Here is an 18357-nt window from a genome sequence, read left to right as displayed (position 1 = left end):
TCCCAACTCGCATCAGCACAAGCGATGACATTGCATCAAAGCTTTTCAATTGACCCAATCGGCCCCGCCGATACGTTGCGCGCCTATTCTCTCCCACCAGTGGATCCAGACAATGGCAAGATATGAGGGCGGATGCCTGTGCAAGGCGGTGCGCTACCGCGCGGACGCGGCTCCCATCAACGAACGCGTCTGCCACTGCCGGCTTTGCCAGAAGGCGATCGGCGCCGCCTTCAACGCACGCGTGCTGTTTCGCATCGAGGACGTGACGATCGATGGGCCGCTGGCGACTATAGGCTCTTCACCGGATCTCAAGCGCGGCTTTTGCCCGAGCTGCGGCACAACGCTGTTCTCCCGACGTGATTCCGCAGGGATTATCGGCATCACCACCGGTTCGCTCGACGATCCCACGGTTTTCAAGCCGCAAATGCATATTTTCACGGCCTCGAAGCAGCCTTGGCTGGTGCTTGATGACGGCCTGCCGAAATACGAAGGCGCCCCTCCGCCAGGCTAATTTTTCCCTTCTCCCCTTGTTGTGGAAGAAGGTGGATCGACGCGCAGCGCCAGGGGAAGGGAAGAGCGCAAGCATGGCCAAAATTTAATCCAAATCGACACGAGATAGCCGGCAAAGCGTCATTGGCGAGCCATCTTTGTCGTCCTATTTAAGGGTCGCGGGTACGGCATTCGAGGAGACGACGGATGAACGACAGCATCAGCACCCTGGACGAGCTTTTGAGAGATCCGATGGTCCTGCTTGTGATGGAGCGCGATCGTGTGCGTCCCGAACAGGTGCGCATGCTGCTCGAACGGGCTCGCCGGCCTTCGACCGATGAGCCCGAAGTGCCGCCGGCGCATGTGATCGCCAGGACATGCCAGAAACTCTGGCTCTGCCCGTAGTCGCTTTGCGATTTTCCCTGTGTGCCTCAAGCCGGCCCCAAGGTGGGCCGGTTTTCGAACGGCGTGCACCTCGGCGTGCCAGCTTACAAATCCGTAAATTGATTATCCGGCCCATGACGATAAGGCTTGCCCGGGATTGACCGATGGTCGGTCCACGCAACTCCGATCTCTCATGCACGGAATTCGATTTTGGCCGATATCTGCACCCAAGGCCTCGACACGGGCTTCGTCGGCCTGGGGTTCGCCAAGGTGGCGTTCCTCGGCGTGGTGCAAGGCATCACGGAACTGCTGCCAATTTCCTCGACTGCCCATATGCGCATCGTGCCGGCCGTGCTCGGCTGGCAGGATCCTGGCTCCGCCTTCTCCGCCGCCATGCAGCTTGCGGCCCTTGCCGCGGTGGTCAGCTATTTCTGGAGCGACGTCAGGGATATCCTGTTTGGATCGCTCGACGCTCTGGCGCGACGCGATTTCGCCGACCGGCATTTCAAGCTGGCGCTCTGGATCGTGCTGGCGACGATCCCCATCGTCATCGCCGGCGTTGCGCTGTCGGGCCTGCTCAACGCCTGCAATTCGCCGCTGCGTAGCCTGACGGTGATCGGCTGGGCCTGCATCGCCATGGCGATCCTGCTGGCGCTGGCCGAGATCTTTGCCCGTCACCGGCGCAGCATGGGCGATGCGTCGCTGACCGATGCGCTGCTCGTCGGTATCGCCCAGATCGGCGCGCTTGTCCCCGGCGTCTCGCGCTCGGGCTCGACCCTGACAGCGGCACTGGGGCTCGGCTTCAAACGGGCCGAAGCGGCGCGCTTCTCGTTCCTGCTCGGGCTGCCTGCCATCGCGCTCGCCGGCCTCAAGGAACTCTGGGAACTGCACAAGGTCCATCTCGACGCCCATGGCTGGTCGGTGCTTGCTGTCGGGCTGGTCGTCGCGTCGATCTCCGCCTTCTTCGCCATATGGGGGCTGATGCGCGTGCTGGAGCGTTTCTCGGCTTGGCCGTTCGTCATCTATCGCGGCCTGCTCGGCATCGTCTTGTTGTCGAGCGTCGCCATGGGATGGCTCGTCTAAGGCAGTTCCACAGTATCGCTTGAAACGGGCTATATCCGTACCGGACCTCGAACTTCGATTCCGGTACGCACATGGATTTTTTGACCCTCCTGCAATCGGTGCCACTGTTGCTGGCGATGGCCAAGGGGGCGCTGCCGTCGGTGGCGGCGCTTGGCGCGTCGTTCGGCCAGTGGGTTGTCTCGCTGCCACCATGCCGGGACTTCACCTTCGAGGCGACCAGCTATCTCGTTTGCGAGGTCGATCCGAAACGATATCAGCTCGAGCTGTTCTGGAAGGATGCGGCGGGCAAGCCGTTTCAGTCGCTGCACAATCTGCATGCCGCGCAACAGGCGATCGGGCGCACGATGCTGTTCGGCATCAATGCCGGCATGTATCACCCGAACCTCGCGCCGGTCGGTCTCTATGTCGAGCGCGGCCAGGAGATGGCGTCGGTGAAAACGGGTTCGGGAAGCGGCAACTTTTCCCTGCAGCCAAACGGCATTTTCTACATACGCGACGGCAGGGCCGCGGTCCGCGCCACCAGGGACTTCGTGAAGAGGCGCCCGACCGTCGACTATGCGACGCAATCGGGGCCGATGCTGGTGATCGACGGCAAGCTGCATCCGAAATTCCAGGCCGACGGCACTTCGCGGAAAACCCGCGACGGTGTCGGGGTGCGAAAGGATGGCGTCGCGGTCTTTGCGATTTCGAATGGCACGGTGACCTTCCATGCCTTCGCCCGGCTTTTCCGCGACGCGCTCGGTTGCGATAACGCGCTGTTCCTCGACGGCACGATATCCAGCCTGTTTGCGCCTGCCATCGGCCGCAAAGACGACTACTGGAATCTCGGGCCGATGATCGGCGTCTTCAGGAAATCCTGAGCCAGTTTCCACCGCGCTTACCCGCATGCGGTATGGCGAAAAAAACTTGATTCAAACTTTATTGGTAATTTCTCATTCATAACTGATCCGGTTTGTCCGTCGGCTGTCGTTTCGCCCTCGGTCTGTTGTGTTTTGAGTACAGGTCCAGATGCGGATTCCGGGCGTCGTCAGTTTTTTGATAGCATCGCTATGCCTTGCCGGCTGCTCGTCAACGGCCGGCGTCGATGCGCTGGATTTGCAGAAACCCTCCAACGAGACCACCAGTTCCGTGATCCGGCCGCCGGCACCGATCGCCGCTGCTCCGGCGGCAAGGGGCAACAGGGCGGCAAGGGCCGGATTGGCTCCCATGTCTGACAACGGTCCGGGGGAAAAAACGCGCCCGTTCGGCTTGGCGGAGGAGGAAGAGACGGGGGTGTTTGCCGCACCTGATGCGCCTGATCCCCAAGTGCCTGATATCGGCGGGCTGCCGGTCGAGCCGGCAGCCTTGGTGTCGCCGCCCAAGCTATTGACCCGCGCGGCACCGGCCATGCTTGCCGGGCCGCTCACCCGTTACGGTTTTCGCGACGCCAAGCCGATCAATTTCGGCAAGGGTTCGCCTCGCCGCCTTGCAGTGCACGGCGTCGACGTCTCGCGTTGGCAAGGCAACGTCAACTGGGACAAGCTGCGGGCGCAGGGCGCCAACTTCGCCTACATCAAGGCGACCGACGGTGGCGACCACCTCGATCCGATGTTCATGAAAAACTGGCGCAACGCCGACGCCGCCGGCTTGAAGCGCGGCGCCTACCATTTCTTCTACTGGTGCCGCACGGCGGGCGAGCAGGCGGACTGGTTCATCCGCAACGTGCCCAGGGTCGAAGGCGCGCTGCCGCCGGTGATCGACGTCGAGTGGAACGGCGAGTCCAGCTGCAAGCGGCGGCCGTCGCGCGAAAAGGTGCTGGAAAAGATGCAGGTGTTCATGGACAAGCTGGAGCGCTATTACGGCCAGCGGCCCATCATCTACACCGCGCCCGATTTCTACCGCGACAATCTCAGGGGCGAATTCCTCGACTATCCGTTTTGGCTGCGTGCGGTCGCCCAGCATCCGTCAAAGGTCTATCCCGGTCGCAAATGGCTGTTCTGGCAGTATTCCGGCTCCGGCCTGTCGCACGGCGTCACTGGCCGCATAGACCTCAATGTCTTCCATGGCGACGAACGGCAATGGCGCGCCTGGGCCGGGGGCCGGCAGACGGTAGCCGACGCCAACTGAGACAAGCTATCAGGCTTGGCGTCGTTCGCTTTCTCGGGTGTCCGCCGATCCTCGACCTCTTCGCCGCTCCCTTCAGGACCCGCTCACGCGGCCTGCTTGACCAGCGTGCGCTGTCGGACCATTTCAAGCGCGATATCGGACTGCTCGATGGACACGCTTCCGCCGGCAGCATTCGCTGAGGAAAGTGCCTGGCTCTTTGACCAACAAGGACGCATGGGAGGAAAAGATGGGTGTGTCATCGGAGGCTCTGGCACAGAGCCGTCAAACGATCAGCGCTTACGAGGATTATGCGGAACAATATGATGCCATCGTGCGCCATGTTCCCAACGAGAGGGAGCAGGCATCGCTCAAGCGCCTGGTGGCAATCGCCGGCACAGGTGGCCGGATTTTGGAAGTCGGGTCCGGAGCCGGATACGATGCGGATTTTCTGGAAAATTTGGGCGTCAAGGTTCGGCGCACCGACGCCACCAAGCGGTTTCTCGAGCTGCAGGCCGCGCGTGGTAAGCATGGCGAGTTGCTCGATCTCATCACCGATGATCTCGGCGGCCCCTACGACGCGGTCCTTGCCCTATGCGTCCTGATCCACGTGCCTCGCGACCAGACCGACCAGGTGCTTGCCAAGATAGCCGGGTCGCTGCGCCCGGGCGGCGCCTTCCTCGTCTCGATGCGCAATGGCGACGGCGAGAGATCAGGCGAATATCACATGGTCTACTGGCGCAGGGACGACTTCGCCGCCCATCTCGAAGGCGCCGGGCTGGTCCTTATCAGGGACGATTTCAACGTCGGCCGCAATAGCGAAGAATGGAACACGTTCCTGGCCGTGAAGCCTGCATAACGCGGCGTGGGCTGTTGCCGTTTGCGCTGCTCAGCCTTTTCAGATTTGCGAAAATACAAGACATTGCCGCCGCCATGCTGTCTATGTGCGGGTTCCTGCACTCCTGGGGGGAGACGAGTTGGAACTCAAGATCATGCTTGTCGGCTTTGCCTGCGTGGTCGCGGGCGCGCTGTCGTTCATCACCTTCATGAAATGGCGAGAGGTGAAGGCACTCAGCCGCTGGCTGCCGACGCCGGGAAAGATCATCTCGTCGCGCGTCGAGGCACGCGAGGTCAGAAGCTCGGGCGTTGGTTCGGACAGCACTGATACGACCGAAATGCGCAATTTTCCGGCGATCACCTTCGAATACAAGGTCGGCGGCAAGAAATTTCAAAGCTCGCGCTACAGCGTGAAGGAGAATTTGGGGAATTTCGAAGTCACCGAAACCCTTGCCCAGTTTCCCCGCGGCGCGGAGGTGACTGTCTTCTACAATCCGGCCGATCCGAGCAAAGCCGTGATCGAGCGCACCATGCCCGAAGGCGCCTTCAAGTTCATGATCCAGCTCTCGGCCGGGCTGGTGGTCGGCGCGCTTGTGCTGGTGTTTTCCGTCGGCGGCGTCCTGGAGGCGATCAGGCCGCATTTGCCCAAGCCGCAAAACCTCGGCGCGGGAGCGCTGCTGCTGTTCATGGGCCTGTTTGCCTTGCGCATGGGCTTCGTCCAGAGATCGCTGGCCGAGCAGGCGGCAAAATGGCCGGTCACTGCCGGCCGCATCGATAACTCGGGCCTGCAGGCGCTCCGAAACCATTCTGGCCATGGTCGCTGGCGCACCGTCTTCAAATCCCGCATCGTCTACTCCTATGACGTCGCCGGCCAGCGCTACAGCGCCGATCGTGTGACCTTCGGCGGAACCGTGACGGCTTCGTTGCCCGGCCTCGTCGGCGGCCAGGCACGGCAGTATGTCGAAGGCAGCAAGGTCGACGTCCACTATGACCCCGCCAACCCCGGCTCGGCGGTGCTGGAATGCCGGGTACGGGGGCTCTGGCTGTTATGGATCTGCTCGGCAGGCTTTCTCGGTGGCGCCGCCTTTCTGGTCGGCCTGGTCTGAGGCGCCGGACGCCTTCAACAGCGGACGAGCGGTCCGCTGTCGAAGCCAGGCCAGGTGAACCGCAGCGTGGCCCCATGCCTGACGATATGGATGACACGCGCGAACGGCTCCTCGATCGACGGGTCGGAACCGTAGCATTGGCTGGCATGCACCACCCAACCGGTCGAGCTTTTGCGAAATGTCGCCTGCTCGCAGCCGAGATCGGGGAACGACAGCGACGCCTGGTCCACTGTGAACACAGTCTCGCGTTGGATGTCGGGAGCCGCGTGGCAGTTCAGCCTGTCGCTAGACCATGTCCCAACATAAGGCGGCGCCGCCAGCGCGGAGCCACCGGCGAATGCGGATATTGCCGTCGTCATCACCAAACGCCGCATCACCACTCCTTCGATCAGTGCGCTCGACCATACAGGCTGGTGGGATTTTGCGTGGACAAGTTTTGTCCAGGAGCGGACAAACGCCGCCGTTCCGGATTTTGCTATGCTTTTGCGCGGATGATGCGACTGTGCGGGCCGACTCAACGCTTTCCCAGAGACATTGGATGATCACCCGCATACTGGCCTTTTTCCTCCTGGGCCTGCTCGGCCCGATGCAGGCGGCCTTGGCAAAAGAATGCCTCCTGAGTCACGCCACCTATCAGGAGCCGCGCTCGGGTGCCGTCGTGCAATTCCGGCCGCTCGCCAACGAGCCGGCGGCGCTGACGGCCGAAGTGTTTTCGCTGGCCGTGCCCAAAGCCGGCACGAGCCTGCCCGCCGACATCACCTGGACCAACGGCAAGAATTCCTTCCCGCTCGGCACCATTCGCCACGCCTGCACCGACGACGACCGGGAAGGCGGCCTGCAGGACGGTAGCGGATTGTGCAGGCTATGGGAGGGCCAGGTCTATGCCTTGACCGGCGGCGGCGCCGAGCAGTTGAATTCGCGCGAAGCGACACCGGCGCCGAGAGGGCTGCTCTTGCCCGGTTTCGGCGTGGCTTTCACCGAAGGAGCCGATTTCGCCAATGCCAATCCAGGCGGTTCGGCCTGGGACGCCTTCATTTTAACAGGATGCAGCGATGAATAGCGTGCGATCGACCATCTGGGCCAGTGCCCTGCTTGCATCCGCGACGATACCAGCCATGGCGGACGAGCCGGCGCCGTCGCGCCCGCCCATCGACAAATGCGCCTGGGAAAAATTGTCTGACAAAACTGTCGGGCTGGCCGCCTGGACGCAGCGCTGCGATTTCGGCTTCCGCCAGATCCATTTCGAATTCGCCGGCAAAGCGCTCGCCATCAAATACAGCGACGGCGGCGCGGCTGACCCTCTTGTCGAGGTCTTTGACATCAAGCCTGGCGAAACCGCCGAGGCTGCGTTGCAGCGCCTGTTCCTGGAAAAGACCGACAAGGCCGTCAGCGCCCGCTGTGTGCTGGCGCCTTACACCGAGGGCACGGTACCCGCCGGCGTCAAACGCTACACATTCAGCCCCGACGCCGCCTATGCGAAAGAGCTGAAAGCACTTGCCAGCTCCGACGAGATTCCCGAACCGCCCTGCGGCGACTGGGGTGAAATGCCTGACGGCATGCAGTATTTCGAGGTGCCCGCGGGTGAGGGGTACAGCCTGCTTTTTGTGCGCATCGGCCAGGACGAGCCATTGTTTGACGAGCAGACGCTACGCGTCTTGCCGAGGGGGTGAGAAGCGCTTTCTCGCCAGGTCAGGCGGATTCGGTCACCGCACCGATCCGCCGGTAGACGAATGCTTCTTCTCTCGAAGGAACTGTGGCAATGCGCTTGGCTTCGTCGATCAGCATTGCCATGCGAGCATGGATCGGCGATTTCGCGCAAGCCGGGTCCGTTGCAGCGGCATCGCCGGCGATCGCCATCGCCTGGCAGCGGCAGCCGCCCCAGTCGATCTCGCGCCGCTCACAGCCGCGGCATGGCTCCTGCATCCAGTCCGTACCGCGAAAGGCATTGAACGCCGGGGAATCGGCCCAGATCGAGGACAGCCTGCGTGGTTCGAAACGCTCGAAGCTGAGCGACGGGATCGTCTGTGCGGCATGGCAGGGCAGTACGGTGCCGTCAGGCGTCACCATGAAGGCGTCCCGCGCCCAGCCGCCCATGCACGGCTTGGGATAGATCGCGAAATAGTCCGGCGTCACAAAATCGATGTTGATGATGCCGGCCAACCGCTCCTGTGCCTCCGCGACGATCTCCGCCTGCCTATCGACCGCTTCACGCTCCGGCATCAGTTGATCGCGATTGGTTAACGCCCAGCCGGCATATTGCACATTGGCGATCTCGAGCCTCTCCGCGCCCAACGAAAGGGCGAGATCGATGAATTCCGGCACCTCCTCGATGTTATGGCGATGGATCGGCGCGTTGATGGTTAGAGGCAGACCGGCCGCGCGCGCGCGGCGTGCCGTCTCCAGCTTCTTTTCGTGGGCACCCTTGTGGTTGCCGATGCGATCCGTGGTCGCCGGCCGCGCGCCCTGAAAGCTCAGTTGCAGATGGTCTAGACCGGCTTCGGCAAATGCCTCGACACGGCCCTCGACGATGCCAACGCCCGCGGTAATCAGATTGGTGTAGACGCCGCGCCCCGCAAGCCCGGCGATCAATTGCTCGAGGTCGCGGCGCAGTGTCGGCTCGCCACCGGACAGATGCACCTGGAGCACTCCGAGATCGGCGGCCTCCGAGAACAGGGCGAGCCAGGTCTCTGTGTCGAGTTCGCGATTGGCCTTGAGCAGTTCGAGCGGATTGGAGCAATAAGGGCATTGCAGCGGGCAGCGATGCGTCAGTTCCGCCAGCATGCCGATTGGAGGGAGGAGGGGCGTGCTCATAGCCTCACCAGCAGCTTGTCCGACCATTCCTGCAGGAAGGCGATGACGTCGGTCGCCACGGCCTCCTGTTCGGCCTCATAATCGGCGGCAAGGCCGGCAATGATGTCGCCGACCGTGGACCGTCCATCGCAGCGTCGCAATATGTCGAGACTGACATCGTTCGGCCAGAATATCTTTTCCGGTGAAAGCACGGCGAATGCCTGCCGCAAGGGATCGTATTGTATGCGCACGTGCTTCGGCAGCGAAGGTACCGATCGCAACGACACCACAGCTCTTTCGCGCAGCGCCGTCATAGGGCTGCCTCGGGCTGGAAGGCGCCGGGCGGTATGTTTCCCCGCTCGCCATAGGCGTGTTGAAGCGCGTCAAGCATGGCCCAGAGTATATCGCATTTGAACACCAGTGCATCGATTGCCTGCTGCTGGCGCTCCGCCGTATCGGCGTGGCTGAGCACGTAGGCAAGGGCGAAGTCGGCGTCACGCGAGGCCTGTTCGGGCCGTTGCTTGAAATAGGCAAGCGTATCCTCGGTGATGTAGTCGTATTTGGCCAGCATTGCCGGCACCCGCTCGCCGATGATGAGTGGCGAAAACATCTCGGTCAGCGAGGACGCGACCGCCTCGAACAGCGTCCGGTTTGTGCAAAAGGAAAGGTAAGCGCCCACCGCGAAGCGTGTCGCCGGCAGTGCCAGCCTTTCGCTCTTCACGGCCTCGGCGTCCAGGCCGAGTGAAGTTGCCAGATACAGCCAGCGCGCGATGCCGCCGCTCCAGCCGTCCTCGCCGTCATGATCCTCGATCCGCTTGCGCCACGCGGCACGAAACGCTGGATCCTCGGCATGTACGAGTATCATGGCATCCTTGCGTGGGATGACCGCCTGATAGCAATAGCGGTTCAGCGCCCAAGCCTTCATCTCGGCCTTCGACAACGCGCCGCTGGTCATCCTGTGGTGAAAGGGATGACGATTGTGATAGCGCTCGGCGCCAACCTGCCTCAATACGGCTTCGAGAGCGCTCGTGGAGAGTCCGCCTTTGGCTGCATCGCGGAAGTCGCTCAAAATTCCATCTCCATACCGTCGTTTGCGATTTCCCAGCCTGCCGCCTTGACCGCCGCGTGCTCGGCGGAATTCTCGTCTAGGATGGGGTTGGTGTTGTTGATGTGGACGAAGACGCGACGGCCGACCTTCACATCGGCCAAGCCCGCAATCGAACCCAATTCTCCCGAGATCGCCAGATGCCCCATGCGCGAGCCGGTTTTCTGACCGACGCCGGCGACGATCATCTCGTCGTCGGTGTAGACCGTGCCGTCGAACAAAAGACAGGCGGCATCGGTGAGACGCGCGCGCAGCCGCGCATCGATGCGCGCGCAGCCTGGGATATAGAAGACGGAGCCGCGGCTGCCGATGCCGGCAATTCGGACTCCGATCGTGTCACCTGCGTCGGAGCTGAAATTGGCATCCGGATGGTCTCTATCCTCCAGATAGAGTGCTATCTTCCCGGGCACGGCAAAGGGCTCGATCATTACGCCGGTATCGCGGCCTTCTGCGTCGCAGATGGCCAACTCTTTCGCCGGCGGCAGGATGCGCCGCGGCACAAGCGCTGGATCGAGAACGTTGAAAATCGAATTCGCCTCCAGCGTCGCCAGAACCTGCGCCGTTGCATAGATGGCGAAAGGCTGCCGCTCGCGCAGGCTGAGCAGTCCGGCGATATGATCGACGTCGGCATTGGTCAGCACCACAGCGCGAATAGGTGTCGAGCGCAGCGGCGCATCGCCCGCAGGCTGTAATTCAGGTGTTGCAGCGATTTGCTGGCGAATGTCGGGCGAGGCATTGAAAAGAACCCAGCCCAACCCGTCCGCCGAGGCGGCGACACTTGACTGGGTTCGTGGATGCACGCTTGCCATGCCGTTGCGAGCCGCACGACTGAGACGGTAGTTGCAGTTCCATTGCGGAAAGCCGCCGCCCGCCGCCGATCCGATTATCCTCAAATGCATGAAAATGCCCGCGCGCCGGCTTCTCTGACCTGCAGGCAATTTGCAGTCACAAACGACAGTCCGCGCGCTTTGCGTGCGTCAAAATCTTTCACGGAAATCCCATGCGGCGAGGGGATGCGCGCCCCTGTCGCCAGGGACGCGCACCTCTGCGGCCTACTTCTTGGGAGTAATTTCAGCAGGCAGATACCGTGAAATTTCGAAGCCAGCGGCAACCTGACACATGGTCGGTTTTTTCCAGTTCTTCTTCATGACATTTCTCCTCTTATACCAGCCCGAAGGGACCGATCCTGTCGTTAGCCAACCATTGCAGGGCACCGACGCAATGGCTCGTCCATCAAGTTTCAAAATGGACAAATGAAACAATAGGTTTTGAAAAATTGAAAACAAACTATCGAGAATAATTGCAGTCCTTATTTCAATTGTTCGTTGCGTAGGGTTTTTTCTCCTCCAGTGGAAGGTTTGCATCTTCCCATCCATCGGCGCCGAGCGGATACCAGATCACTGAACTGTAGCCCCACTGGACGGCCCGTTTCGCCGCATTCCACGACATCCAGCAATTCGTCATGCAGTAGAACAGAACCGTGCGCGACTTGTCCGTCCCGGCCTTGGCCGCGAGGCCTTGGCGAAAATAGCTGGCGGTCTCCTGCGAAATAGCGCCGTATCCCACATTGGCCAGCCATATGCTGCCTGGAATGTCCTTTCTGACCTTGTCTCTCCATATCGTCCCTGCCGGCAAATTGGCCGGTTTGGGCGTGTCCGGCATCACGTCGAAGAAGATCGCCTTTTTCGCTCGCCACAGCGCTTCCGCTTCCACCGTCGTCACCACCCTCGCGCCTTGCAGCGTCCGCGGCACCGGCGCCCGATAGTCGTCCATCCGGAAACCGCTGGGTTCGGCGATGTCGCCAGCCCATGTCGGCTCGGCCAGACCCAGAAGGCTCGCGGCGACCAGCACGAAAATAGTCTCCCTTCCATTCATTGGGTAATCAGGTTGTCGTGTTCGTCGATCAGCGGCACGTTGTAGCTCAGCAGGATCCTGGTGATCTCCGCCTGGTTTTCCCTGATCACCCGGTTGAGCGTCCGCTTCCATTCCTGGTCCGACGGACGTACGCCCATGGTGATGCGGTAAGACATGCGCGAGCCGGTTTTTTCCTTCACCAGTGGAACGATCGTCACATCAGCTCCGAGTTCCTTGGCGTAGTAACCTGCCATCGGTCCCCACAGCACCGCCGCATCGATCTTGTGTGCCAGCATGTCCTTGATCATGACCTCCCCCATTGATGGGGTGACGCGCGTATCCACCGCAAGCGGATAGATCTTGGCGGTCCGCAGAAGCTTGTTGGCGGCCATGTTGGCGGTTGGCGGCGTGCTTTCAACGACGCCGATCGTTTTGCCTGTGAGTCTGGGATCCTCGATCGTTTCCACGCCTTCCATATCGTGGCTTTTCGGATGCACCAGCACATAGGCGGAGCGATAGTAGGCGTTGGTGTTCTGCACCAGCTCATCGCCTTGGGCATAGCCCATGATGATGTCGCATCGGTTGGCCCCCAACGTATTGCGCACGAAGCCGGTGATCGTGGGAAACCAGGTGTAGGAGACGGACTTGCGCCCGGTTTTCGCGGCAACCAGTTCGGCCAGCTTGTTTTCGAAGCCTTCGCCGCTCTTGTCGGTGAAGGGCATATTCGAGGGATCGGCGCAGACGCGCAGAATGTCAGGGTCGACCAGTTCTCCCGCCGCGCCAAGGCCGGCGCTTTGCGCATGCGCGTTCGACGGCAGCAAGGCGAGTGTGCCGAGGATCGGCAGAACGACGCGCAGCTTCAATGCATCGCGGCCGATCATGTCATCCACCCATGCAGGATGCTTCGGCATCCTTCGCCGCCTGGGCCTTGTCTTCGTGCTTGGGCGGCCTTCCGCGGGGCGCCGCGCCATCCGCGCGCGCGCGCAGATAGACGTAGAGATCGTCCAGGTAGCAATAGACGTTCTTGTTGTCGCCAAAGGCAGGCATGACGTTTTCCTTGCCGCCGCCGACATTCTTGCGGCCTTCGGCGACGATCGAGAGGAATGTGGCGTAATCCATGGTTTTCAAGCTGTTGACCAAAGCCGGCGCATAGCTCGAACCTGTCGCGTCCTGTCCGTGGCAGACATGGCAATCGGAATGATACCGGCGGTAGCCGCTGAACGTGTACCAATCGACGGTTCCGTTTTCGATCTTGTAGGTCGGATTTCCATCCGCATCCAAATACTTGCCGCCTTCTTCCTTTACCGCCTTGGCTTTTTCCATGCTGTCGTCGGCCCGGGCGAGGCTCGAGCTTGCCAGAGGCAGCAGAGCCAGGACGAAAGCCGAAATTACAATGCGAACGGACATTCAAACGCTTCCTTCATTTGCCAATGGACACGGTTTTGCTGTCGCGACCGGCATTGATCGGTGTTTTTGGGTGCGTAACCGAATCGAGAGCCCGGCCATGGCTTCCGGATGTCCGGGCTCTCGTTCTTCAAGCCTTTGGTCTCACAAGACCTGAGGCATGCTCAAGGTTCCCAGCGCATCAATCCGGGAGACCGAAGACGGTGAGCTGACCGCCCAGCGTCGTGTAGTCGGCAAGTGCCGCGTAGCCGCCGACGGCACCCAGGCCAGCTGTACCAACGACAGCGGCTTGGTCGCCTTGCGCGCGGCCCTGATCGACGGCGCCATGCCAGGCAGCGGCGTTGTCAGGCGAAAGCAGGCCGCCTGCCAGGCCGATACCAGCCCATCCACCGACGCCCGACAGAACGGCGATATACTGCTTGCCGCCCTGCTCGTAGGTCGTGATGTTGCCGATGATGCCGGACGGGGTCTTGAACTTGTAGAGTTCCTTGCCGTCCTTATCGACCGCCTTGATGTAGCCTTCGAGTGTACCGTAGAAGACGACGTCGCCATCTGTCGCCAACGCGCCCGACCACACCGAGAACTGCTCGGGCTTCGACCAGACGATCTCGCCCTTGGCCGCATCCCAGGCAATGAAGTTGCCCATGTTGCCGTCGCCGCCAGGTGCGGGATACATCGACACGGTGGCGCCAACATAAGGCTGACCGGCGGTGTAGCTCACCTTGTAAGGCTCATAGTCCATGCAGACATGGTTGGTGGGGACATAGAACAGCCCGGTCTTCGGCGAATAGGCCGCCGGCTGCTGGTCCTTCGTTCCAAGCGCCGCCGGGCAGATGCCCGTCGAGTTGGTGTCTTCGCCGTTCTGCTGGGTCGAATATTTCGCCACGACCTGCGGGCGACCATACTGTTCGCTCTTGGGGTCCATGACGACTTCGGTCGCCCAGTTCACGGCCGGATCGTATTTCTTGGCGACGAGAAGGTCGCCGGTGGCGCGATCCATGGTGTAGGCAAAACCATTGCGATCGAAATGCACCAGCACGTCGTGCTTGGCGCCGTTGACCTCCATGCCATCGACGAGGATCATCTCGTTGATGCCGTCATAGTCCCATTCGTCATGCGGGGTCATCTGGTAGAGCCATTTGGCAACACCAGTATCCGCATCGCGGGCCATGATCGTCATCGACCAGCGATTGTCGCCGGGGCGTTGGACCGGGTTCCACGTCGAGGGATTGCCGGTGCCATAATAGACCAGGTTCAGCTTGGGATCATAGGAATACCATCCCCATGTCGTGCCGCCGCCGGTCTTCCACTGCTCGCCTTCCCAGGTGTTCGTGCCGGAATCCTTGCCAACCGGCTTGCCGAGTTGCGTGGTCTTCTCGGGATCGATCAGGGTGTCTGCGTCCGGACCTTCCGAATAGGCTTTCCAGGCGAGTTTGCCATCTTTCAGATTGTAGGCGGCCAGCCAGCCGCGAACGCCGAATTCGGCGCCGGAGACGCCGATGAGCACCTTGTCCTTGACGACGACGGGGGCAGCCGTACCAGATTCGCCTTTGCCGCCATCGGTCTGGTCGCCGTTCTTGACCGACCAGACGACCTTGCCAGTCTTCGCGTCGAGGGCGACGACTGTGGTGTCGGCCTGATTGAGAATGATCTTGCCGTCACCATAGGCAACGCCACGGTTGACCGTATCGCAACACATGATCGGAATGACGTTGGGATCCTGCTTGGGTTCGTACTTCCAAAGGATCTTCCCGTCATTCTTGAGATCGAGCGCAAAGACATTGTTCGGGAAAGGCGTGTGGACATACATCACATCGCCGATGATAAGCGGTCCACCCTCGTGGCCTCGTAGCACGCCGGTGGAAAAGGTCCACTTGACCTGCAGGTTCTTCACATTGTCCGCAGTAATCTGGTTGAGTTTGGAATAGCGGGTGTTGGCGTAGTCACCCGTCTGCATTGCCCAGTTCTTCGAATCCGAAGCCAGCTTTGCAAGGTCCTCATTAGCCGACGCCGTATAGGCCGCGCCGAGCGACAGAAACGCCGCAGTGGTTAGAATATAGGTAGCTTTCGTAAGTACACGCATCCGAATTCCTCCCGAGGTTCATAGTGATGAATCATTTGCTGAGCCCACAAGGGCTTGCCCAAGCGATTCACGGGGGGGAAATATTTCCGGCAGCGTGTCACGACCTAAGCCAGATGTGCAGAGGGCACCGTTACTGCCCACCTCACCTTGGCCTACGAAAGACTGTCGCCGCTCCCTAATGACGGTGACGCCCTTGAAGCCGGAAACAGGGTGAGGCTATGTCATCGTAAAAGGCTAGGCAAGCAAAAAAGCCTGCTGGTGTTTTTGCACCGCAATATCGTAAATGATGCGGTGCAATATAAGAAAATAAGCAGGACGGTATTTGTTAGATAAAGTATTTATGACCGCGAAATAACGATGGGGCGCATAAAATTTAGTTATTTTTTGATTTTTACATTTCGCCTAAGCGTTGATTTTATTTGGAGGTATTCGCTTCGATGTCTCGGCATGGTCATGCGCGTGCTCCATTGGGAATCGATAGTGGGCCAAGCATGAGATGATCGTTGGAGTCGGGGCGTGGAGCAGGCCACGGAGCCGCCATGCGGAACCACGGTCGACAAGCCCCGCATTCCTCCTTTGGTCGCATACGGAAGCCATGGGCGCTTGACTGACTCTGCTGCACGTTGCCAACTGCCACGGTGATCCCGACTGGGCGCATCGCGCCTAGGCTAACCGGAGGTTTTCCCGTGATCAGATATGTTGGATTTTCGACTTTGCCGCTGCTCCTTGCCGCGCCGCTGGCCTTCGCAAACCCGGCGGGCGCCGCGGGTGATTACCCGACAGCAACGATCGCCGACTACGTGCTCGGCTGCATGCAGACGAACGGCCAGACACGTCAGGCGCTGGAAAGCTGTTCCTGCTCGATCGACGTCATCGCCTCGATCCTTCCCTACGACCACTATGAGAGAGCCGAGACTTTCAAGAGCATGTCTTTGACCACAGGCGAAAGCGCGGCGCTGTTTCGCGAAAGCGCACCGGCGAAGGCAGCCCGTACCGAATTGAAGCGCGCGCAGTCGGAAGCCGACGTGCGCTGCTTTTAGAGCCTGCTCCATCCGGAAGCCGGATGGAGCTCCGTCCTCTGCCCGGGCGTGATCTTCCCGAACGAGCTCCATTTTCGGGATCAAGTGGCAAGCACCCGGCAGTCCAGCGCAAGATATCGAGACTTCAGAGTCCCGCTGTCTCGAGCGGCCACTGATTGCGAAATGTTTTGCCGTCCGTATCGATCGCTTCAACCTGGATTTCGCCATTGCCGTGCACGGTGAAATCGAATCGGAAGTTGGGGTCTTCCGAAATCGATATTCCACCTTCCATGGAGAGGATCGGCCGGCCGGCTTGGGAGATCGACAGTTTCTGGACAAAATGCGCCGGTATGAAATATTGGGTCAGCGGATCCCGCTGCAGCCCCGAATTGTTAGGGTGCCGGATCATCAACTGCAGTTCCTCGGTCTTGGTCATCGTCTCTTTGGGCGGGAACTGGCGCAGCTTCATCTGACCCATTGTCGCGTTGGCCTCGTCCTGGTTCTTGACCGCAGGGGCGGAGCAGCCACCTGACGCCTTGACGAAGGTCTGTACCATATGGAGTTGACCACCCTGCGTCTCAGCGATGGCGCGCAGATAGGAATAGTCGTTGACGCGCACGCGCGTCGACAGATGCGTCACGCCGGCATCCTTGCCGAGCTGGAACGTTGCCGCCACCGGTGCAGGGTTCGCATCGATGATCAAGGTAACGGATTTGATGCCGTCTGGCGCCTTGGCTGGATCGAGATAGATATCGACGGGCACGATGGCGGCATCCTGCGCCCGCTTCGGTGCTTCGATCCGGACGACGCCGGTATCGACCAGAATTGCCCGATCGCCGAACACGTCGCCCTTCAAGTCATGCCAGATTCTATCCGAGGACGCGGTTGTTTGCTGTGCGTTGGCGGCTCCCGAGGAGCCGAGCAACGTGCCGATGGTCAAGATGATCGCGGTGAAAACGGATGCGAGCGGCAAGGCGAGCTGCCGGCTCGAGTAAGCTTGATTTTGCATTTCGATGCCTCCACCAATGCAAGAGAGGTGGTGCCCAGGCTGGCGTTGAGGATAAGCCTTTGGCGACGCCTTGGCAAATCGCCGTGCTTTACGGCCGCCTGGCGCATGTCGGCGTCGTCTATTCCCATTCGAGTTCGGCAAATGCGGCCGTTGCGTTGCGCTCGTTGTAATCGTCGAACAGGTGCCAATTGTCCCGTTCGCTTCCGCCTGCGGTTTTGACTGCTTCGCGCAGCGGCGTTCCGTCGGCGATCGCCTTGCGGATATCGCGCGCCAGAACCTCGAAATAGCGTCGCTCCCCCGCCAGTGCCTGTGGCCAGTCGGCCGTTACAGGACCATGACCTGGAACGACGCGCGCGGCGTCGATCGCGGTGAGTGCATCCATCTGGCGGAGCCATCCAAGCAGTGATCCGTCGAGCGTCGGCAAGGAGCCCATGAACACCAGATCGCCGGCAAAGAGCGTTCTGGTCGTGGTATCGAATACGGTCAGGTCGTTGTCGGTGTGCGCCGCCTTCCATGCCCGCAGTTCGATCGTGCGCCCGCCGAGGTCGAGTTGCAGGTGATCGTCGACCAGCCTGGTCGGCGACACGATCTCGACCCCCTCCATCAGCGCCTCGCCAAGCTGTTCGCGATAGTTGTGCAGATAGAACGCGCCACGCGCGTCGAGGGCGCGCGGCAGATTGCGGTGACCGACGATGGTCGCGCCGATCTCCCGGAATGCCGCATTGCCGAAGATGTGGTCGGGGTGCATGTGGGTGTTGACCAGGAAGCGAACCGGCTTTGCGGTTACCTTTCCGATCGCGGCGAGAAAGGCGTGCGCCTCGATCAGGCTGCCACCGCTGTCGATGACGGCAACCGCATCGGTACCGATGACGGCGCCCAGATTGCAGATCGCACCGTCGTTGGCGGCGGTCATCAATTCATCCGTGCCCTGGAAGGCGAAGACGCCGTCGGCGATCTGCCTGAGCGAGAATCCCAGGTTGCCAGCCGCGGCTCGTCCGAGGCAGCACGGCATCAAGGCGGCGCTGGCGGCGGTACAGGCGAAGCCACTCACAAGCCTGCGTCTTAGCCGATCGATCGACATGAAGGCCTCCGATATGCATTTCACCTGCAGG

Annotated in this window: 22 protein-coding genes; 10 read left to right on the top strand and 12 right to left on the bottom strand. The window is 60.9% G+C overall.

All coding sequences use genetic code 11. The features are described 5' to 3' along the window. Positions 1-112 precede the first annotated feature (112 nt). The 4 genes from EOC83_RS02195 to EOC83_RS02180 all read left to right on the top strand — a co-directional run bounded on the left by EOC83_RS02195 (position 113) and on the right by EOC83_RS02180 (position 2816). Positions 113-511 carry a GFA family protein gene (locus EOC83_RS02195; protein ID WP_013532088.1) on the top strand — a complete coding sequence of 133 codons (399 nt, stop codon included), beginning with the start codon at positions 113-115 and terminating at the stop codon, positions 509-511. 185 nt (positions 512-696) lie between these two features. After that, positions 697-894, top strand: coding sequence for a hypothetical protein (locus EOC83_RS02190; protein WP_027162632.1), 198 nt, complete (start codon positions 697-699; stop codon positions 892-894). A gap of 189 nt (positions 895-1083) precedes the next feature. Beyond that, the gene (locus EOC83_RS02185; protein ID WP_013532086.1) at positions 1084-1956 is read left to right on the top strand and encodes an undecaprenyl-diphosphate phosphatase; all 873 of its coding nucleotides are present in this window, start codon (positions 1084-1086) and stop codon (positions 1954-1956) included. 71 nt (positions 1957-2027) lie between these two features. Beyond that, positions 2028-2816: a phosphodiester glycosidase family protein gene (locus EOC83_RS02180; protein ID WP_013532085.1), complete on the top strand. Its 789-nt coding sequence runs from the start codon at positions 2028-2030 to the stop codon at positions 2814-2816. A gap of 72 nt (positions 2817-2888) precedes the next feature. On the opposite strand, the gene EOC83_RS33150 is transcribed toward EOC83_RS02180, so the two are convergent. Then, a complete protein-coding gene (locus EOC83_RS33150) occupies positions 2889-3164 on the bottom strand; it encodes a hypothetical protein (RefSeq protein ID WP_164748023.1) in 276 nt (91 codons plus the stop codon). Between EOC83_RS33150 and EOC83_RS02175 the strand changes: the two genes are divergently transcribed. The 3 genes from EOC83_RS02175 to EOC83_RS02160 all read left to right on the top strand — a co-directional run bounded on the left by EOC83_RS02175 (position 3163) and on the right by EOC83_RS02160 (position 5981). Then, complete coding sequence (locus tag EOC83_RS02175; protein WP_127371385.1) at positions 3163-4062, top strand: GH25 family lysozyme; 900 nt, start codon at positions 3163-3165, stop codon at positions 4060-4062. The two genes, EOC83_RS33150 and EOC83_RS02175, sit on opposite strands and share 2 nt — an antisense overlap. Before the next feature lie 226 nt (positions 4063-4288). After that, complete coding sequence (locus tag EOC83_RS02165; protein ID WP_063170216.1) at positions 4289-4897, top strand: class I SAM-dependent methyltransferase; 609 nt, start codon at positions 4289-4291, stop codon at positions 4895-4897. A gap of 118 nt (positions 4898-5015) precedes the next feature. Continuing rightward, positions 5016-5981: a DUF3592 domain-containing protein gene (locus tag EOC83_RS02160; RefSeq protein WP_224619575.1), complete on the top strand. Its 966-nt coding sequence runs from the start codon at positions 5016-5018 to the stop codon at positions 5979-5981. Between the two features lie 14 nt (positions 5982-5995). Here EOC83_RS02160 and EOC83_RS02155 read toward each other — a convergent pair whose 3' ends face one another. Next, on the bottom strand, positions 5996-6355 hold the full coding sequence (locus EOC83_RS02155; RefSeq protein ID WP_013532081.1) for a hypothetical protein: 360 nt from the start codon (positions 6353-6355) through the stop codon (positions 5996-5998). Positions 6356-6519: 164 nt separating this feature from the next. Between EOC83_RS02155 and EOC83_RS02150 the strand changes: the two genes are divergently transcribed. Together EOC83_RS02150 and EOC83_RS02145 are read left to right on the top strand one after the other, a co-directional pair. Further along, the gene (locus tag EOC83_RS02150; RefSeq protein WP_013532080.1) at positions 6520-7041 is read left to right on the top strand and encodes a hypothetical protein; all 522 of its coding nucleotides are present in this window, start codon (positions 6520-6522) and stop codon (positions 7039-7041) included. Next, positions 7034-7651 carry a hypothetical protein gene (locus tag EOC83_RS02145; protein ID WP_063167841.1) on the top strand — a complete coding sequence of 206 codons (618 nt, stop codon included), beginning with the start codon at positions 7034-7036 and terminating at the stop codon, positions 7649-7651. Before EOC83_RS02150 ends, EOC83_RS02145 begins: the two co-directional genes overlap by 8 nt. Before the next feature lie 19 nt (positions 7652-7670). Here the strand turns inward: EOC83_RS02145 and pqqE are convergent, their stop codons facing one another. From pqqE to EOC83_RS02100, 8 genes are all read right to left on the bottom strand, one after another. Then, positions 7671-8792, bottom strand: coding sequence for a pyrroloquinoline quinone biosynthesis protein PqqE (pqqE, locus tag EOC83_RS02140; protein WP_063167842.1), 1122 nt, complete (start codon positions 8790-8792; stop codon positions 7671-7673). After that, complete coding sequence (pqqD, locus tag EOC83_RS02135) at positions 8789-9085, bottom strand: pyrroloquinoline quinone biosynthesis peptide chaperone PqqD (RefSeq protein WP_024504366.1); 297 nt, start codon at positions 9083-9085, stop codon at positions 8789-8791. Before pqqD ends, pqqE begins: the two co-directional genes overlap by 4 nt. Beyond that, positions 9082-9840: a pyrroloquinoline-quinone synthase PqqC gene (pqqC, locus tag EOC83_RS02130; RefSeq protein ID WP_063167843.1), complete on the bottom strand. Its 759-nt coding sequence runs from the start codon at positions 9838-9840 to the stop codon at positions 9082-9084. The genes pqqD and pqqC overlap by 4 nt, the downstream gene beginning before the upstream one ends. Next, a complete protein-coding gene (gene pqqB, locus EOC83_RS02125; protein ID WP_063167844.1) occupies positions 9837-10775 on the bottom strand; it encodes a pyrroloquinoline quinone biosynthesis protein PqqB in 939 nt (312 codons plus the stop codon). The genes pqqC and pqqB overlap by 4 nt, the downstream gene beginning before the upstream one ends. Before the next feature lie 415 nt (positions 10776-11190). Beyond that, complete coding sequence (locus EOC83_RS02115) at positions 11191-11751, bottom strand: PQQ-dependent catabolism-associated CXXCW motif protein (protein ID WP_027162625.1); 561 nt, start codon at positions 11749-11751, stop codon at positions 11191-11193. Continuing rightward, positions 11748-12641 carry a quinoprotein dehydrogenase-associated putative ABC transporter substrate-binding protein gene (locus EOC83_RS02110; RefSeq protein WP_013532072.1) on the bottom strand — a complete coding sequence of 298 codons (894 nt, stop codon included), beginning with the start codon at positions 12639-12641 and terminating at the stop codon, positions 11748-11750. The genes EOC83_RS02115 and EOC83_RS02110 overlap by 4 nt, the downstream gene beginning before the upstream one ends. Next, complete coding sequence (locus EOC83_RS02105; RefSeq protein WP_013532071.1) at positions 12613-13137, bottom strand: c-type cytochrome, methanol metabolism-related; 525 nt, start codon at positions 13135-13137, stop codon at positions 12613-12615. The genes EOC83_RS02110 and EOC83_RS02105 overlap by 29 nt, the downstream gene beginning before the upstream one ends. Before the next feature lie 178 nt (positions 13138-13315). Next, positions 13316-15217: a methanol/ethanol family PQQ-dependent dehydrogenase gene (locus tag EOC83_RS02100; protein ID WP_013532070.1), complete on the bottom strand. Its 1902-nt coding sequence runs from the start codon at positions 15215-15217 to the stop codon at positions 13316-13318. A 686-nt stretch (positions 15218-15903) separates the two neighbouring features. On the opposite strand from EOC83_RS02100, the gene EOC83_RS02095 reads away from it, so the two are divergent. Then, entirely contained in the window at positions 15904-16257 is a 354-nt protein-coding gene (locus tag EOC83_RS02095; RefSeq protein WP_013532069.1) for a hypothetical protein, read from the top strand. A 124-nt stretch (positions 16258-16381) separates the two neighbouring features. Here EOC83_RS02095 and EOC83_RS02090 read toward each other — a convergent pair whose 3' ends face one another. Next, positions 16382-17245 carry a quinoprotein dehydrogenase-associated SoxYZ-like carrier gene (locus EOC83_RS02090; protein ID WP_063167845.1) on the bottom strand — a complete coding sequence of 288 codons (864 nt, stop codon included), beginning with the start codon at positions 17243-17245 and terminating at the stop codon, positions 16382-16384. A 118-nt stretch (positions 17246-17363) separates the two neighbouring features. Continuing rightward, positions 17364-18326, bottom strand: coding sequence for a quinoprotein relay system zinc metallohydrolase 2 (locus tag EOC83_RS02085; RefSeq protein ID WP_027162621.1), 963 nt, complete (start codon positions 18324-18326; stop codon positions 17364-17366). Positions 18327-18357: the final 31 nt, after the last annotated feature.

The sequence above is a fragment of the Mesorhizobium sp. Primo-A genome, assembly GCF_003997175.1.
GTDB lineage: Bacteria > Pseudomonadota > Alphaproteobacteria > Rhizobiales > Rhizobiaceae > Mesorhizobium > Mesorhizobium ciceri.
Note: the sequence above shows the minus strand (reverse complement) of the source record. Positions and strands in the feature narration are given on the sequence as shown.

What these genes read in the sequence shown, in the direction of transcription:
- EOC83_RS02195 (WP_013532088.1), top strand. Translation starts at nt 113, where the DNA reads ATGGCAAGATATGAGGGCGGATGCCTGTGCAAGGCGGTGCGCTACCGC.
- EOC83_RS02190 (WP_027162632.1), top strand. Translation starts at nt 697, where the DNA reads ATGAACGACAGCATCAGCACCCTGGACGAGCTTTTGAGAGATCCGATG.
- EOC83_RS02180 (WP_013532085.1), top strand. Translation starts at nt 2,028, where the DNA reads ATGGATTTTTTGACCCTCCTGCAATCGGTGCCACTGTTGCTGGCGATG.
- EOC83_RS02175 (WP_127371385.1), top strand. Translation starts at nt 3,163, where the DNA reads ATGTCTGACAACGGTCCGGGGGAAAAAACGCGCCCGTTCGGCTTGGCG.
- EOC83_RS33150 (WP_164748023.1), bottom strand. Translation starts at nt 3,164, where the DNA reads ATGGGAGCCAATCCGGCCCTTGCCGCCCTGTTGCCCCTTGCCGCCGGA.
- EOC83_RS02165 (WP_063170216.1), top strand. Translation starts at nt 4,289, where the DNA reads ATGGGTGTGTCATCGGAGGCTCTGGCACAGAGCCGTCAAACGATCAGC.
- EOC83_RS02155 (WP_013532081.1), bottom strand. Translation starts at nt 6,355, where the DNA reads ATGCGGCGTTTGGTGATGACGACGGCAATATCCGCATTCGCCGGTGGC.
- EOC83_RS02150 (WP_013532080.1), top strand. Translation starts at nt 6,520, where the DNA reads ATGATCACCCGCATACTGGCCTTTTTCCTCCTGGGCCTGCTCGGCCCG.
- EOC83_RS02145 (WP_063167841.1), top strand. Translation starts at nt 7,034, where the DNA reads ATGAATAGCGTGCGATCGACCATCTGGGCCAGTGCCCTGCTTGCATCC.
- pqqE (WP_063167842.1), bottom strand. Translation starts at nt 8,792, where the DNA reads ATGAGCACGCCCCTCCTCCCTCCAATCGGCATGCTGGCGGAACTGACG.
- pqqD (WP_024504366.1), bottom strand. Translation starts at nt 9,085, where the DNA reads ATGACGGCGCTGCGCGAAAGAGCTGTGGTGTCGTTGCGATCGGTACCT.
- pqqB (WP_063167844.1), bottom strand. Translation starts at nt 10,775, where the DNA reads ATGCATTTGAGGATAATCGGATCGGCGGCGGGCGGCGGCTTTCCGCAA.
- EOC83_RS02115 (WP_027162625.1), bottom strand. Translation starts at nt 11,751, where the DNA reads ATGAATGGAAGGGAGACTATTTTCGTGCTGGTCGCCGCGAGCCTTCTG.
- EOC83_RS02110 (WP_013532072.1), bottom strand. Translation starts at nt 12,641, where the DNA reads ATGCCGAAGCATCCTGCATGGGTGGATGACATGATCGGCCGCGATGCA.
- EOC83_RS02105 (WP_013532071.1), bottom strand. Translation starts at nt 13,137, where the DNA reads ATGTCCGTTCGCATTGTAATTTCGGCTTTCGTCCTGGCTCTGCTGCCT.
- EOC83_RS02100 (WP_013532070.1), bottom strand. Translation starts at nt 15,217, where the DNA reads ATGCGTGTACTTACGAAAGCTACCTATATTCTAACCACTGCGGCGTTT.
- EOC83_RS02090 (WP_063167845.1), bottom strand. Translation starts at nt 17,245, where the DNA reads ATGCAAAATCAAGCTTACTCGAGCCGGCAGCTCGCCTTGCCGCTCGCA.
- EOC83_RS02085 (WP_027162621.1), bottom strand. Translation starts at nt 18,326, where the DNA reads ATGTCGATCGATCGGCTAAGACGCAGGCTTGTGAGTGGCTTCGCCTGT.